Origin of the sequence: Pseudomonas graminis (genome assembly GCF_013201545.1) — a bacterium.
Taxonomy (GTDB): Bacteria; Pseudomonadota; Gammaproteobacteria; order Pseudomonadales; family Pseudomonadaceae; genus Aquipseudomonas.
This window is the reverse complement of record NZ_CP053746.1, coordinates 1,825,044-1,838,431: the sequence shown is the minus strand read 5'-3', so window position 1 is coordinate 1,838,431 and position 13,388 is coordinate 1,825,044. Positions and strand designations below refer to the sequence as shown.

The following is a 13,388-nucleotide window of genomic DNA, read 5'->3' as shown; positions in this document are numbered from 1 at the left end:
CCCTGACCTGCAAACATTCGGGTGGTGCCAGGTGGATGGCAATGTGCAAGGAGGGGCTCCGAGCCCATCCAGACGATCAAGCGTGACATTTATAAGTGGCGATTATGACGCTTGCGTGACAAGCGTAATTGCGACGTAACGTGTGCGACACAAACCTGCTCTTCGCGCGAATAATCGCTCCCGAACGTAGGAAACTTTAACGCGGTGACACATTTGCATACTTTCCTGAATGCCTTGGGCGCGTTAGGCTGCGCGTTCATTTCGCCAGCACCCAAATGATGCTCCAGCATTTTTTACAAGAATTTGGCTACTTCGCCCTTTTCCTCGGGACCTTTTTTGAAGGCGAGACCATTTTGGTGCTTGCCGGCTTTCTTGCGTTCCGCGGATACATGGATATCAATCTGGTCGTGGTGGTTGCCTTTTTTGGCAGCTACGCAGGCGACCAGCTGTGGTATTTCATGGGACGCAAGCATGGCCGCAAGCTTTTGGCGCGCAAGCCTCGCTGGCAGTTGATGGGCGACCGCGCGCTGGAGCATATCCGCCGCCACCCCGACATCTGGGTGCTGAGCTTCCGCTTTGTTTACGGCTTGCGCACGGTCATGCCGGTCGCCATCGGCCTGTCCGGCTATCCGCCGGGGCGCTACCTGTTGCTCAACGGCATCGGCGCAGCGGTATGGGCAGCAGCGTTGGGCGCAGCGGCGTACAAGTTCGGCTCCGTGCTGGAAGGCCTGCTGGGCAACGTCAAGAAGTACGAGCTGTGGGTGCTTGGCGCGCTGCTTGTGATTGGCGTGTTGCTGTGGATTCGCCGCCGCATCAAAAATGCGCGCATAGCCCGGGAAGAGAAGCTGGCCGTTGCGGCCAATGCCGAAGCCAAGGTAGAAGCCAGAAAAACCCCTGATGAGTAAATCCTCGACGCAGGCCGATGAGTCCGGAGACATTCGCTGACGGCGTTGTCCTAGGTTCATGGCTTGCGACAATCAGCGCAATGCTGACCTGCGTAACCGGCAAATGGCCGGAGCGCCCGAAGGAGGAACACGCGAATGACCAAAACAGTGGCCGTTATTCTTTCTGGCTGTGGCGTTTACGACGGCGCGGAAATCCACGAAAGCGTGCTCACGCTGCTGCGCCTTGATCAGCGAGGCGCAGTCGTAAAGTGCTTTGCACCCAATATTCCCCAGCACCACGTCATCAATCATCTGACCGGCGAAGAGATGCCCGAATCGCGCAACGTGCTGGTCGAATCAGCCCGCATCGCCCGCGGCGCCATTGAAGACCTCCGCGAAGCCGACGTCACTGAATTCGACGCATTGATCATCCCCGGCGGCTCCGGTGCCGCGAAAAACCTGTCGAACTTCTCCACCCAAGGCGCTGGCTGCAAGGTCCAGGCTGAAGTGCTGGCAATGGCCGAAGCGTTTGCGGCAGCCGGCAAACCCATCGGGCTCATCTGCGTATCGCCTGCGCTGGCGGCCAAAATCTACGGCCCCGGCGTCACCTGCACGATCGGCAACGATGCCGATACCGCTGCAGCGATCAACCGCATGGGCGGCACTCACCAAGAGTGCGAGGTGACGGAAATCGTTGAAGACAAGGACCGCAAGTTGGTGAGCACGCCCGCTTACATGGTCGCCACGTCCATCGGCGAAGCAGCGTCCGGAATCAACAAGCTGGTGGATCGAGTCCTGGAGCTGGTGCAGGAAAATGATGACCGTCTCGCCGACTGATCTTTTAAAGCGGGGCGGGTGACACATCCACTGCTCACCCTGACTCGGCCCTAATGGCTCTCGCCTGCTGGCGGCGCGGGATACTCGCGGGCCAGCCGCGTCAGGATCCGGTCCAGGCAATTAGCGAAGGCCTGTTTCTCCCGTTCGCCATAGGCGCCCTGCCCGCCGCTCGCCTGGCCTTGCTCTCGCAGATCCGTGAAGAGATTACGCATCGCCAGGCGCTGACCCATATTCTGCGCATCGAACTCCTTGCCCCGGGGATCGAGCGCCGCAACGCCCTTCTTGACCAGCCGATCAGCCAAGGGCACATCGCTGCAGATCACCAGCTCGCCCGGCACGGCATGCTCCACCAGATAATCGTCAGCCGCATCCGGCCCGCTGGGCACTACGATCAACTTCACCAGGGTCAGGCTCGGCTTGATCTGACTCTGCCCCGCCACCAGCACCACTTCAAACTTGCGTTTGAGGGCGAACTTGATGACCAGGTCCTTCGCGGCCTTGGGGCAGGCGTCGGCATCGATCCAGACGCGCATAAGCGACTCCAATTCCAGAAAATGAATTTATGCAGCAGCCGCTCGGCGCTTCTCGGCTATCCGGCTGCGGCCATACAGCACCACAATCGCCAACAACGCTATGGCTTGCGCACCGAGCGAATAGGCGTCGGCGTGGATCCCAAGCCAGTCGAAATCGAAGAACGGTACCGGACGCGTTCCGAAAATCCCGGCTTCCTGCAGCGCCTTGACGCCATGGCCCGCGAACACCACCGACAGCGCGCACAGCAGCGCAGCATTGATGCCGAAGAACAGCGTCAGCGGCAGCTTCGCCGAACCCCGCAAGATCACCCACGCCAAGCCGACAAGCAGCACCAGCGCCGTGGCGCCTCCCGCCAAGACGGCGTTGTGGCCGGCGGGGCCTGCCTGCAGCCACAGGGTCTCGTAGAACAGAATGACTTCGAACAGCTCGCGATAGACCGAGAAGAACGCCAGCACCGCAAAACCAAAACGGCCACCGCCGCCTACCAGGCTGCTCTTGATGTAATCCTGCCAAGCGGCGGCATGACGTCGGTCGTGCATCCACACGCCCAGCCACAGCACCATGACGCTGGCGAACAGCGCGGTGGCGCCCTCCAATAGCTCGCGCTGCGAACCGCTGACATCGATGACGTACGCTGCCAGCGCCCAGGTGCCTAGGCCCGCCAGCAACGCCAGCCCCCAACCAATGTTGACGCTGCGCACCGCCGATTGCTGACCGGTGTTGCGCAGGAACGCGAGAATGGCGGCGAGCACGAGAATCGCTTCCAGCCCTTCGCGCAGCAGGATCAGCAAACCGGAGATGAAGCTCAATGTGGTGCTCAGGCCATCGCTGCCAAGCAGATCGGCCGACTCCTTGAGTTTGACCTTGGCATCAGCGAGCTTCTGCGCCGCTTGTGCTGCGGGCAGGCCATCCTGCAACGACTGCCGGTAGGCCATGAGCACTTTTTCGGTGTCCTTGCGCACGGTGGCGTCGACGTTGTCCAGCGAGCTTTCGACCAGCTCGAAGCCCTCCAGATACGCTGCGACGGACAGGTCATACGCCTGCTCGCGATCGCCGGCCTGGTACGCGGCAAGGCTCTTGTCCAGAGTTGCGCTGGTGTAGTCGAGCAGCTGCGCCGGGCCGCGTTGAACCTGCGGCGGCTGCGCGCGCTGGGCACGGAAGCTGGCAGCGGCTTGCGGCCCTTCGCTGGCGCTGACTTCTGCCGGTGTCTGCCGCGCCAGATCAGCGAGGTTGTAGGGCTTGTCCTGCTTCGCAGCAGAATCCGCGCTGAAGCCTGCGATGTAAGTGGCGAGGTCCCAACGCTGGCGGTCATCCAATTGGTCCGCGAAGGCTGGCATTTCAGTGCCTTCAAGGCCCAGCCCGAGGGTGTTGTAGATGTCGTAGAGACTCAGGCGGTCGAGCCGCACCGCGTCACGCAAATTCGAAGGCGGCGGCGTGAGACCAATCCCGGCCGGCCCGTCGCCTGCGCCGGCATCGCCATGGCACACCGAACAATACTGCGCATACAAGGGCGCGCCACGGGCGGGATCCGGGGTAATCACTGGGGCCTGACTGACTTCGTACGCCACTGCCAGCTTTGCGCCGAGCTGACGCGCCTGACGGGACACTTGAGCGCCGTCCTGCTTCTGGTTGACCGCATTCAACAGCGCTGTGAGGCCCTGTTCCAGCGCTGCCTGCTCTGGCTTGGCGGGTAACGCGGCGATCGTGCCCTGCAGCGCCGCGAGAGATTCCAGCTGCTCGCGGTATCCGGCGTCATCCACGACCTTGCCGTCCGCGATCGTCGCCGGGTAGTCCGCTCCGACGTAATCGAGTAAATGCAACGCCTGAGCCGCGTCCTCGGCAGGCGCTGCGCAGGCACTGGCGCTGAACAGGCTCAACAGCACGAGGCTCAGGCAGGTCAAAAAGCGGGAGCGGAACATGAGGGTGGATCTCAATCAGGAATGCGAGGGGTTGCCATTGTTCATGTTAGGCGCTGAGGACTCAAGCGCTGAGTTGATGGCTATGACTCAACTGTGGGACTGGCTTCAGCCGGGAAGACGTCAGGTGTCACACCGCAAAAATGAGGGTGCTGCCAATGGCCTCTTCCCGGCTAAAGCCGGTCCTGCTGACAGCACGTATTCCTCATGTAGGACCGGCTTCAGCCGGGAATGCGTCAGTGGCCACGCTGCAAAATTGAGGGCGCTCACACCGGCCTCTTCCCGGCTGAAGCCGGTCCTACTGAGACATCGTATGCATCCAACTGGCTTTCTCCGATTCAAGCCCGATGCAAGGTGGCGAGGAAGGCCGCGGCGCTGACGAACAATCCGGCGAAGGTGCGGTTCATTCGACGCTGCTGTTTGGGGGTTTTAAGGGCGCGGAGTACTTTCGAAGCCAACCCGGTGTAGCCCGCCATGACGATCAGATCCACGCAGACCATGGTCGAGGCGATGATCAGGTATTGCGGCAGCAGCGGCAGATGCGTGTCAATGAACTGCGGCAGGATCGCCAGGATGAACACCAGCGCCTTGGGGTTGCTGATGTTCACCAGAAAACCGCGGGCCATGAGCACAAGCGGCTTGCCCACCGGCCGGACTGCTGAATCATCCGCCAGATCGCTCGGCAGCGCACGCCACTGTTTGATGCCCAGATAGACCAGGTAGGCGACGCCAAACCATTTAATCAGGGTGAATGCCAATGCCGAAGTGGCCAGAACCGCGCCTAGCCCTACGGCGACCACAGCGATCTGCACGACAAGGGCGACCTGCAGGCCCAGCGCGTTCCAGTAGCCACGCCAGAACCCGTATTGCAGACCGCTGGACATCGAGGCAATAGCGCCCGCACCCGGAGACAGGCTGATAACCCAGCAAGCGGCGAAGAACCCCAACCATGTTTCGAGCGACATCACACACCTCAGGCAACGAAATCTACGCTTAACCTAGTGTTTCCGGGCCCTTGAAGGCCAGTCATTTCTGACTGTTGCGGCGACTTGCCAGACAGCTGTAACGGTCGCCTGCGGTAGACGGCTAACGCAGGCGACGCTGTCAGGACAACGCTTCCAGCTCGGCTTGCATCGACTCCAGCAACTCCAGCGCTTCCATCCAGGCTTCTTCGAGTTCGGCCTCACGGGATTTGAGCTTCGCCTGATCGGCCAGCAGGTCGCGCAATTTGTCTTTGTTGGCCGCTTCGTAGATACCGCTGTCGCCCAAGGCCGCTTCTATCTTCGCCAGCTTCTCGTGCAGCGTGCCAAGCTCTTTTTCAAGCTTGTCGGCTTCGCGTTTGTGGGGCGCGAGTTGCTGGCGCAGTGCGGCAGCCTGCTGACGCTGGGCCTTCTTGTCGGTCTTGTCGACATTGACCGGTGTATTACTGGCCGGCGCATTGCGCAGGCGGTAGTCCACCAGCCATCGCGCATAGTCATCCAGATCGCCATCGAACTCCTGAACCAGGCCATCGGCGACGAGAAGGAAGTTGTCAGTCGTGCTCTTGAGCAAATGCCGATCGTGTGAGACCACCAGCACCGCGCCACTGAACTCCTGAAGCGCCATGGTCAGGGCCAGGCGCATTTCCAGATCCAAGTGGTTGGTCGGTTCGTCGAGCAGCAGCAGGTTGGGTTTGTCCCATGCAATCAGGGCCAGCGCCAGCCGCGCTTTCTCGCCACCGGAGAAATTCAGCACCGGCTCGTCGAGGCGCGCACCGCGGAAATCGAAACCGCCGAGGAAATCCCGCAAGGCCTGTTCGCGCTCGGTGGGCGCGATACGCTGAAGGTGCAGCAGCGGACTGGCCTTGGCGTCCAGGGAATCAAGCTGATGCTGCGCGAAGTAGCCGACCACCGTGTTTTCGCCGCGCACCATACGCCCGCTCAGTGGTTCGAGTTCGCCTGCGAGGTTTTTGATCAGCGTGGATTTACCGGCACCGTTCGGGCCCAGCAAACCGATGCGTGCACCCGGCGTCAGTTGCAGCTTCACCTTTTGCAGAATGGCTTTGTCGCCATAACCGAGTCTTGCGTCAGACAAATCCATCAGCGGGCTGGAGATCTTGGTCGATTCACGGAAGGTGAAGTCGAATGGAGAATCGACGTGGGCCGCCGACAGCTCTTCCATTCGCTCAAGCGCCTTGATCCGGCTCTGGGCCTGTTTGGCCTTGGTGGCCTGGGCCTTGAAGCGCGTGATGAATTTCTCCATGTGCGCGCGCTGGGCCTGTTGTTTGTCGTAGGCCTGCTGTTGCTGGGCCAGGCGTTCGGCACGAGCGCGTTCGAAAGCGCTGTAACCGCCGCGATAAAGCGTGATCTTTTTCTGCTCGACGTGGGCAACGTGATCGACCACCGCATCCAGAAAATCGCGGTCGTGGGAGATCAGCAGCAGCGTGCCCTGGTAGCTCTTGAGCCAGTCTTCGAGCCAGAGAATGGCATCGAGGTCCAAGTGGTTGGTCGGTTCATCGAGCAGCAGCAGGTCCGAAGGACACATCAACGCCTGCGCCAGGTTGAGACGCATCCGCCAGCCACCGGAGAAATCGCTGACCTGGCGCTCCATCTGCTCGTTGGTAAAGCCCAGACCTGCCAGCAACTTGCGCGCCCGCGCGTCGGCCGTGTAGCCATCGGCGCTGTCGAGCTCCGAATGCAGACGCGCCTGCGCGGCGCCGTCCTGGGAAGCTTCGGCAGCAGCAAGGTCATGCTGCACCTGACGCAGACGCAGGTCGCCGTCAAGAACGTAATCCACCGCCAGCCGATCGAGGGTATCGACCTCCTGACGCATGTGGGCGATGCGCCAATCGGCGGGCAGCAGGCAATCGCCGTTGTCGGGGGTCAGTTCACCCCGAAGCAACGCAAAGAGGCTGGATTTACCGGCGCCGTTGGCGCCGATCAGGCCGGCTTTCTGGCCGGCGTGCAGGGTCAGCTCGGCGTCTTCTAGCAGACGTTGCGGACCACGCTGTAAGGTAAGGCTTTGAAGTCTGATCATAATGGCCGCGGAGTCTACCAGCTTCGCCCAAAACAGGTAGATGACGATGCTTTCGGACCTATGGAGTTTCACCCTCGATTTTTATGCGCGCCCAGGCGTCGAGCAGGCGTGCCTGAACCTGCAAGCCAATGGCGCCAATGTCTGCGCGCTGCTGTGCGGGGTCTGGATGGACCGGCGTGGTGTGCAGTTCGACCCGGAGCGTGCACGACAAATCGGACAATTGGCCGACCCGTGGCACGAGCAGGTGGTGGGGCCTTTGCGGGATATTCGGACACGCTGGAAGGCTGACGCGACCGGCGACGAAGAACTAAAGGCGTTACGCGACAGGCTGAAAACCCTGGAGCTTGATGCCGAGCGTGAGCTGCTGGTGCGATTGCAACGGCTGACCGAAGACTGGCCTCAGCGAGATGCTCAACCTACGGGTGTATGGCTGGAAGCGCTGGCGGGAGGTGCCGCTCAAGCCAGTCCCGACGCGTTGCATATCCTGCTTCGCGCCGGGACCGATATCGCTTAGGACGCGCTGTTCGAGGTCGAATCAGCAGCTGGCGCTGCCGGAGCGGCTGGCGCAGCGGAGGCCGCCGGAGCGACAGACGTGGCGGCTGGCTTTGCCGCAGGCTTGGCTGCGACTGGCTTGGCGGCAGCAGGTTTTGATGCAGCTGGCTTGACGGCAGGCTTGGCGGCTACTTTGCTCGCGGCCGGCTTGGCGGCGGCAGTGGCGCCTGGTTTTGCCGCAGGCGCTTTAGCTGGAGCAGGTTTGGCAGTGGCTTTCACGGCAACCGGTTTGGCAGCGGTGCTCTTGGCTACAGGCTTGGCGGCCGATTTCGCGGCAACAGGCGTTTTCGCCGCCGGCTTGCTCGCAGCTGGCTTGGCGGCCACGGTTTTCGCAGTCACTTTGGCAACGGTTTTCTCAGCGACGGCTTTGACCGCAGTTCTAGCAGCAGGCTTTGCCGGGACGACTTTAACCGCAGGTTTTGCAGGTGATTTCGCAGGCGATTTTACAGCGACAGACTTGGCAGCTGCTTGAACCGGAGGTTTTGCAGCGCGATCGTTCAGCGCTTTGCCAACGGCTTCCTTCACGCGGCCAATGCCTTGGGCCAGCTTAAGGCTTTCCTGAGCATCACGCTTGAGGTTGAGGATGTAGCTGCGGGTTTCAGTCTGACGATCTTTCAAAGCGTCGAGCAGCGATTCGAGCTCGGCCACGCTGTCTTTGGCCTTGCCTTGGGCCTTGGCTTTACCGGCGGCGGCAGCGTCCTGCAATTTGGTGCGCGACTTGTGCAGTTTTTCCTGCGCCTTGCCACGTTGTTTTTCGAGTTTGGCAAGCAGTTTTTCAGCGTCAGCCAATGCTTGAGAGCAGGCCTCTTCGAGATGCTCGAGCAGGCTGCTCGAAAGCTGTTGAAGCAAATGCAACGGAGTGTTTACTGGCTTCTTGGTGGCCGACATGACTTACCTCCTGGCTGATTTGAGTGCGGCCATACTAGACCTCCGCCCGCACCGCCGCTAGGGCATCTTGACACTACGATCCCCGCTCTGTTGCAAGACGCCGAAAAGCGCGGCAATACCCGTCACGCTCGGGCTTCAGCGCTGGCATAATCGCTCACTTCCCAGGCCGGAGAGCATTCATGTCGCGCTACCTGTTTATATCGTTGTTCCTCTTGGTACCCTTTGCTCACGCGACTGATGCTCCGGCGTCCGACAACACTCACGACCTTTCATACAGCCTTGGCGCAAGTCTGGGGGAGCGTCTGCGCCAGGAAGCACCTGACCTGCAGCTGCCCGCACTGCTTGAAGGTCTGCAGTCGGCGTATCAAGGCAAGCCGCTGGCGATCAAACAGGAACGCATGGAGCAGATCCTCAGCGACCACGACGCCGCCCTCGCCCAGGCTGAAAGCTCTGGCCAGACTGAACCGCAAACCGAAGCGGCGCTGAAGGACGAACGCAAATTCATGGACGTCGAAAAGGCCAAACCTGGCGTTCGCCAACTCGCGGATGGCATCCTGATGACCGAACTGACGCCGGGCAACGGCGCCAAACCCGACATCAATGGCCGTGTGCAGGTGAAGTACGTGGGCCGTCTGCCTGATGGCACGATCTTCGATCAGAGCCAGCAGCCACAATGGTTCCGCCTGGACAGCGTCATCGCTGGCTGGACCACAGCCCTCGCCGACATGCCGGTGGGTGCCAAATGGCGGCTGGTCATCCCCTCGGCCCAGGCGTACGGTGCAGAGGGCGCAGGCGACCTGATCGATCCCTACACGCCGCTGGTGTTCGACATCGAGCTGCTCGGGGTGTCGCCGTAACGCTGGCAGTGGCTCAGGCTCGTCGGCGGCAGCCCTAAAGACAGACCATAAAAAAGGGTGCCCAAGGCACCCTTTTTTTCATCAGCGGTCTGCTCAGACCTCTGCCTCAATCTGTTCCTTGTGCGCGTTATGCAGCACTTCGATCAGGCAGTCTTCCAGTTCAAAGCGCTCGTGCAGCAAGCCGCCCAACTCCTTGAATTTCTCGGCGACGCATTTGCCTTCGTCACAGAGATCGTTGAACGCCAGCAACTTCTCGGTGATGACGTCGATACGAGGATAGATCGTGTCAGCCAGCTCAAGGCCGCGCTGATTCTTGAACGCCTTGGCCTCGTTGGTGAGCTGCTCGTAAATTTCGAAATGACCCGCCGACACGTAATCGACCAACGAGCCGCAGAATTCCTGCAAGGGCGTGCTTTTTTCGGCAAACGCTTCCGGATCTGCACTCAAGGCGTAATAAGCCGTGATCAACTCGTTGCGCTCCAGCAACCAGCGGTCAATCAGCTTGTGAACCCCACCCCAGCGTTCCTGAGCGTTCTGACAACTTTCCAGCATGATGTTCTCTCTTCCCTTCAGGGGCATGCTGCTTCAAGCGCTTTGCGGTTCGGTCCGAGACGTGTCGGAGCCGGCCGGGAAAAGCGCAAACAGCAGCATTGATCCGATGATGCGTGCGGCCCAGATTATGCCCGCATGACTAGCCCATCAAGGTACGCAGGACATAAAGTTCATACAAGTGTTTAATCGGCCGTCCCCACATCCATTGATCTGAAGCGGCGAAACTCGATAAAAAGGTAGTACAGCGCGAACAGGCTTAAACCTGAAAACGCCAACAGGCTCCACTCCGGCAAGCTGATGCCAAACAGCGACCAGTTGATCTCGGAGCACCCTGCGCTTCCCGCCAGCACCATCGCCATGACCTTCACGTAGCTTTGCGTTTCCATGAGGTAGTGCAGGTTTTCAATACACGCTGCCATGTTCTCGGGCGGCGAAGCCTGCAACCAGACCTGACGTGCCGCGACGCTCGCTCCCAAAGCGGAAAACAGTAAAAGAAAGCCCGCGTAGATACGCCAGCCAGATTTGCCCGGCGCGTGCAGCGCGGCGAGCAAACACACACCCGCAGATACCGCCATGAGCACACGCTGAAGCAGACACATCGGACATGGCGCCGCATCAACTACAGGGCCGAGATAAACTGTCGCTCCCACAATCGATGCGCAGGCCAGAAACGCCAGAGAGAACAAGGAGCGCGTACGAGCCAGCTGCATGGAAAATCCGTAACAAAAGACGAAGGCGGCTACGGTAGAGGAAAGCGCGAGTCGCTTTCAAGGCGCTCAACGGAGGATATTTCTTTGTTGATGTAGGTAAATCCCGACGCCGTGTTTAAGACGTTATACCGGTAGCCCAAAGATCCTCTCAACAAGCCACACGAAGCACGGAAATGCCCTACACAAATAAAAGACTCAGACACTGAAGAGGCCCGCAAGCGGGCCTCTTCGAGTTGACGTCTTACCCCAGTCTAAGCGCGTGTCAGTGCTGGCAACGGACGGGCGAGCAAACGCTCATCCAGCAAACCCAGACCTTCCTGAAACAGCTGATTGCTGCGATCAGTCTCGCCCAGCTGCGCAAGCAGACGAGCCAGTTCGGCACACGCTTCCGGGTTGCGCTGCAACCTCAAGCTCGACTCGAGGTAATCACGCGCTTTACCCCACAAGCTGCTTTGCAGGCACAGACGACCCAGGGTCAACAGCAAGCCTGGGTCATCGGTATGACTTTTCAGCCAGCCTTCGGCGGTCTGCAGTTGCCTGGCAGGGTCGGCGCCGCGCACCAAGCCATACAGCCGCGCAAGGTGAGTGTTGTAATCGCGCTTCATCGCCGTACGCAAAACCTCTTCGGCCTGCACGTCGGCGCCCAGGCGCCGCAACTGCTCGGCATACGCCAACACAAGTGCGGGCTCCTGGCGCTGAGCCGAAGTCAATTGCTGCCAGGCGTGCTCCAGCGAAGGCAAACCGGTGGCGACAGTATCGCTGCCTGATTCCCGATGGGCAGCCAAGGAGAGGTTTTCGCCCCAGGCGCGTCTCTCCAGTTCAGCCAGCTCCTGCGCCGGAAGGACTTTATCCTTGCGCAGCTCCGGCATCAGACGAATCAACTCCGGCCACGCGCCACGCTCGCGGTAAAGGCGCTGCAAATGGCGCAAGACCTGCGGGTTATGCGGATGGCGTTCTTGCATGGCCTGCAGGGTAACCAGTGCTCCATCGAGGTCGCCACGGTCCACCTGCAGCTGCGCGTGACTCAGCGCGATGGCCAGTTCAGCCTGTGGCTGACGCTCAAGCGCGCGTTCGAGCAGGTTATCGCTTTCTTCATAACGCCCCTGCTCGTTCGCTGCCCGGGCAGCACCGAGGTAGTACAGCAGCGGCTGAAGCTCCGCTTCAGCGGCGCGATGCAAGTTGCGTTGCGCACTGGCCCAACGTCCTTCTGCGAGATCCATCTGCCCTTGTTCGATCGCGTTCTGCACACGACGGCTTCGATTGCGGCGTGACCAGGGATTGACCACCCCACCAGAGGTCGTCAGCAACGTGATCAGCACGCGCACCAGCCACAGAATAAAGAGGACGGCGACCAGCAGCGCCAGGGCTGCCCAGATGCTCGATTCGTAGCGGAAGGTGTCGTAGGAAATCAGCACGTAGCCCGCATGACGGGAGATCGCGACGCCTATTAGCGCCGCCGCCACGACCAGCACAAAGAGGATGACGTAAGCGCGCTTCATGGCTGTTTCCCAGGCTGCGCCTCGTCAGGGCGTTTCTCCAGCGCACCGCCGACAGGCGTATGACGCTGTTCGAGATACGCCTGCACCGCCGCCAGACTTTGTGTCAGGTCAGGGGTCGCGACGGAGACCGGCTGTTTGCTGAGCTCGTCCAGACGCTGCCCAAGCGCTTTGCTTTGCTGGTTATCGCGATTGAAATTGTCGTCCAGGACGCTGCGCGCTTCAGCCACGGCCTTCTCGTAGACCGGGGCCTGGCCGTTGAGCGCAGCCCATTGCGCCTGCTCGATAGCCAGGCTTAACGCCAGACGAACCTGGGTCAGGCTCTGGCCTGCCAGCAACGGACGAATATTCTTGTCTGCGTTGAAGTCGATGCGCACGAACTGGGAAATCTTGTCCCACCACTTGGCCCAATAGCTGTCCTCACTGCCATCGGTCAAACCGAACAGCGAATCGCCCTTGTCCTTGTATTCCGGCGCCAGCTCATTCAACTGCGCGACTTGATCCCGCACGGCCGCCAATTGCAGAAACAGTCCGGTGCGATCCGGTTGGTCGACGCTGCGCAGCGCGGTCAGGCTTTTGGCCAATTGCTCGCGAGCCGCGAACGCACCCGGATCGTCCTGCTCGCGCAGAATCTCGTCGGCGCCCTGAACCAGCGCTGCAGCGCTGTTGACGTCTTGCAGTGCAGACAGTCTCAGGCTCGCCAGCCGTAGCAGATGCTCCGCCTCGGCCAGACGCCAATCCTTGCGGCTGGCGCCGAGCACAGTCTCCACACGCTGGCTCAGTCGCTGCTGATCACCCTGCAACTGCGTAACGAGGCGACGGCGATCCTCCAGCTCCTGCGCCGGTGGCAATTGCGCCAGACGTGCGGCGATTTGCTGCTCGCTCTGCTTGAGCGCCTGGGTCTGCGAACCGATGTCCTGCAGCTGACCTGACTGCTCCTGGTGACCGGTCTGCATGGCGCGCAGTTGCCAAACACTCCAGCCGCCAACGGCAACGCCCGCAGCGCCCAGCAACAGCGCCAGTATGGCGAGCCCGTTGCTGCTACGGCGACTCGACGGTTCTTTGTACGCTGGATCCGGCAGCGGCTCAGGTTTGGCCAGTACCGGTTCAACGTCATCTTTTGGCAAGACTGTTTCGCTCACGTATC

General features: G+C 60.7%; 13 protein-coding genes. 4 read left to right on the top strand and 9 right to left on the bottom strand.

The window, feature by feature from the left end; translation table 11 throughout:
* The first annotated feature begins 275 nt into the window (after positions 1 to 275).
* Positions 276 to 905: a DedA family protein gene (locus tag FX982_RS08365; protein WP_254074882.1), complete on the top strand. Its 630-nt coding sequence runs from the start codon at positions 276 to 278 to the stop codon at positions 903 to 905.
* A 135-nt stretch (positions 906 to 1,040) separates the two neighbouring features.
* Complete coding sequence (elbB, locus tag FX982_RS08360; RefSeq protein WP_172610307.1) at positions 1,041 to 1,721, top strand: isoprenoid biosynthesis glyoxalase ElbB; 681 nt, start codon at positions 1,041 to 1,043, stop codon at positions 1,719 to 1,721.
* Positions 1,722 to 1,771: 50 nt separating this feature from the next.
* Here the strand turns inward: elbB and FX982_RS08355 are convergent, their stop codons facing one another.
* The 4 genes from FX982_RS08355 to FX982_RS08340 all read right to left on the bottom strand — a co-directional run bounded on the left by FX982_RS08355 (position 1,772) and on the right by FX982_RS08340 (position 7,186).
* On the bottom strand, positions 1,772 to 2,254 hold the full coding sequence (locus tag FX982_RS08355) for a YaiI/YqxD family protein (RefSeq protein WP_172610306.1): 483 nt from the start codon (positions 2,252 to 2,254) through the stop codon (positions 1,772 to 1,774).
* A gap of 27 nt (positions 2,255 to 2,281) precedes the next feature.
* A complete protein-coding gene (locus FX982_RS08350) occupies positions 2,282 to 4,174 on the bottom strand; it encodes an FTR1 family protein (RefSeq protein ID WP_172610305.1) in 1,893 nt (630 codons plus the stop codon).
* A gap of 335 nt (positions 4,175 to 4,509) precedes the next feature.
* The gene (locus FX982_RS08345) at positions 4,510 to 5,136 is read right to left on the bottom strand and encodes a LysE family transporter (RefSeq protein ID WP_172610304.1); all 627 of its coding nucleotides are present in this window, start codon (positions 5,134 to 5,136) and stop codon (positions 4,510 to 4,512) included.
* 139 nt (positions 5,137 to 5,275) lie between these two features.
* Entirely contained in the window at positions 5,276 to 7,186 is a 1,911-nt protein-coding gene (locus FX982_RS08340) for an ATP-binding cassette domain-containing protein (RefSeq protein WP_172610303.1), read from the bottom strand.
* A 46-nt stretch (positions 7,187 to 7,232) separates the two neighbouring features.
* Between FX982_RS08340 and FX982_RS08335 the strand changes: the two genes are divergently transcribed.
* Positions 7,233 to 7,700, top strand: a complete 468-nt coding sequence (locus FX982_RS08335; RefSeq protein WP_172610302.1) for a TIGR02444 family protein — start codon at positions 7,233 to 7,235, stop codon at positions 7,698 to 7,700.
* Here FX982_RS08335 and FX982_RS08330 read toward each other — a convergent pair.
* The gene (locus FX982_RS08330) at positions 7,697 to 8,626 is read right to left on the bottom strand and encodes an AlgP family protein (protein WP_172610301.1); all 930 of its coding nucleotides are present in this window, start codon (positions 8,624 to 8,626) and stop codon (positions 7,697 to 7,699) included. The two genes, FX982_RS08335 and FX982_RS08330, sit on opposite strands and share 4 nt — an antisense overlap.
* Before the next feature lie 179 nt (positions 8,627 to 8,805).
* Here FX982_RS08330 and FX982_RS08325 point away from each other — a divergent pair, with 179 nt between their 5' ends.
* Entirely contained in the window at positions 8,806 to 9,483 is a 678-nt protein-coding gene (locus tag FX982_RS08325) for an FKBP-type peptidyl-prolyl cis-trans isomerase (protein WP_172610300.1), read from the top strand.
* 93 nt (positions 9,484 to 9,576) lie between these two features.
* Here FX982_RS08325 and rsd read toward each other — a convergent pair whose 3' ends face one another.
* The 4 genes from rsd to FX982_RS08305 form a co-directional block, all read right to left on the bottom strand.
* Positions 9,577 to 10,035, bottom strand: coding sequence for a sigma D regulator (rsd, locus tag FX982_RS08320; RefSeq protein WP_172610299.1), 459 nt, complete (start codon positions 10,033 to 10,035; stop codon positions 9,577 to 9,579).
* A gap of 182 nt (positions 10,036 to 10,217) precedes the next feature.
* Positions 10,218 to 10,745, bottom strand: coding sequence for a disulfide bond formation protein B (locus tag FX982_RS08315; protein WP_172610298.1), 528 nt, complete (start codon positions 10,743 to 10,745; stop codon positions 10,218 to 10,220).
* 251 nt (positions 10,746 to 10,996) lie between these two features.
* Entirely contained in the window at positions 10,997 to 12,244 is a 1,248-nt protein-coding gene (locus FX982_RS08310) for a heme biosynthesis protein HemY (RefSeq protein WP_172610297.1), read from the bottom strand.
* A complete protein-coding gene (locus FX982_RS08305) occupies positions 12,241 to 13,383 on the bottom strand; it encodes a uroporphyrinogen-III C-methyltransferase (protein ID WP_172610296.1) in 1,143 nt (380 codons plus the stop codon). The genes FX982_RS08310 and FX982_RS08305 overlap by 4 nt, the downstream gene beginning before the upstream one ends.
* Positions 13,384 to 13,388 lie beyond the last annotated feature (5 nt).

Excerpts from the sequence above, each read along its gene's own strand:
- FX982_RS08335 (WP_172610302.1), top strand. The coding sequence starts at position 7,233 with ATGCTTTCGGACCTATGGAGTTTCACCCTCGATTTTTATGCGCGCCCA.
- FX982_RS08345 (WP_172610304.1), bottom strand. The coding sequence starts at position 5,136 with ATGTCGCTCGAAACATGGTTGGGGTTCTTCGCCGCTTGCTGGGTTATC.
- FX982_RS08330 (WP_172610301.1), bottom strand. The coding sequence starts at position 8,626 with ATGTCGGCCACCAAGAAGCCAGTAAACACTCCGTTGCATTTGCTTCAA.
- rsd (WP_172610299.1), bottom strand. The coding sequence starts at position 10,035 with ATGCTGGAAAGTTGTCAGAACGCTCAGGAACGCTGGGGTGGGGTTCAC.
- FX982_RS08315 (WP_172610298.1), bottom strand. The coding sequence starts at position 10,745 with ATGCAGCTGGCTCGTACGCGCTCCTTGTTCTCTCTGGCGTTTCTGGCC.
- FX982_RS08365 (WP_254074882.1), top strand. The coding sequence starts at position 276 with ATGATGCTCCAGCATTTTTTACAAGAATTTGGCTACTTCGCCCTTTTC.
- FX982_RS08355 (WP_172610306.1), bottom strand. The coding sequence starts at position 2,254 with ATGCGCGTCTGGATCGATGCCGACGCCTGCCCCAAGGCCGCGAAGGAC.
- FX982_RS08325 (WP_172610300.1), top strand. The coding sequence starts at position 8,806 with ATGTCGCGCTACCTGTTTATATCGTTGTTCCTCTTGGTACCCTTTGCT.
- elbB (WP_172610307.1), top strand. The coding sequence starts at position 1,041 with ATGACCAAAACAGTGGCCGTTATTCTTTCTGGCTGTGGCGTTTACGAC.
- FX982_RS08340 (WP_172610303.1), bottom strand. The coding sequence starts at position 7,186 with ATGATCAGACTTCAAAGCCTTACCTTACAGCGTGGTCCGCAACGTCTG.
- FX982_RS08350 (WP_172610305.1), bottom strand. The coding sequence starts at position 4,174 with ATGTTCCGCTCCCGCTTTTTGACCTGCCTGAGCCTCGTGCTGTTGAGC.
- FX982_RS08310 (WP_172610297.1), bottom strand. The coding sequence starts at position 12,244 with ATGAAGCGCGCTTACGTCATCCTCTTTGTGCTGGTCGTGGCGGCGGCG.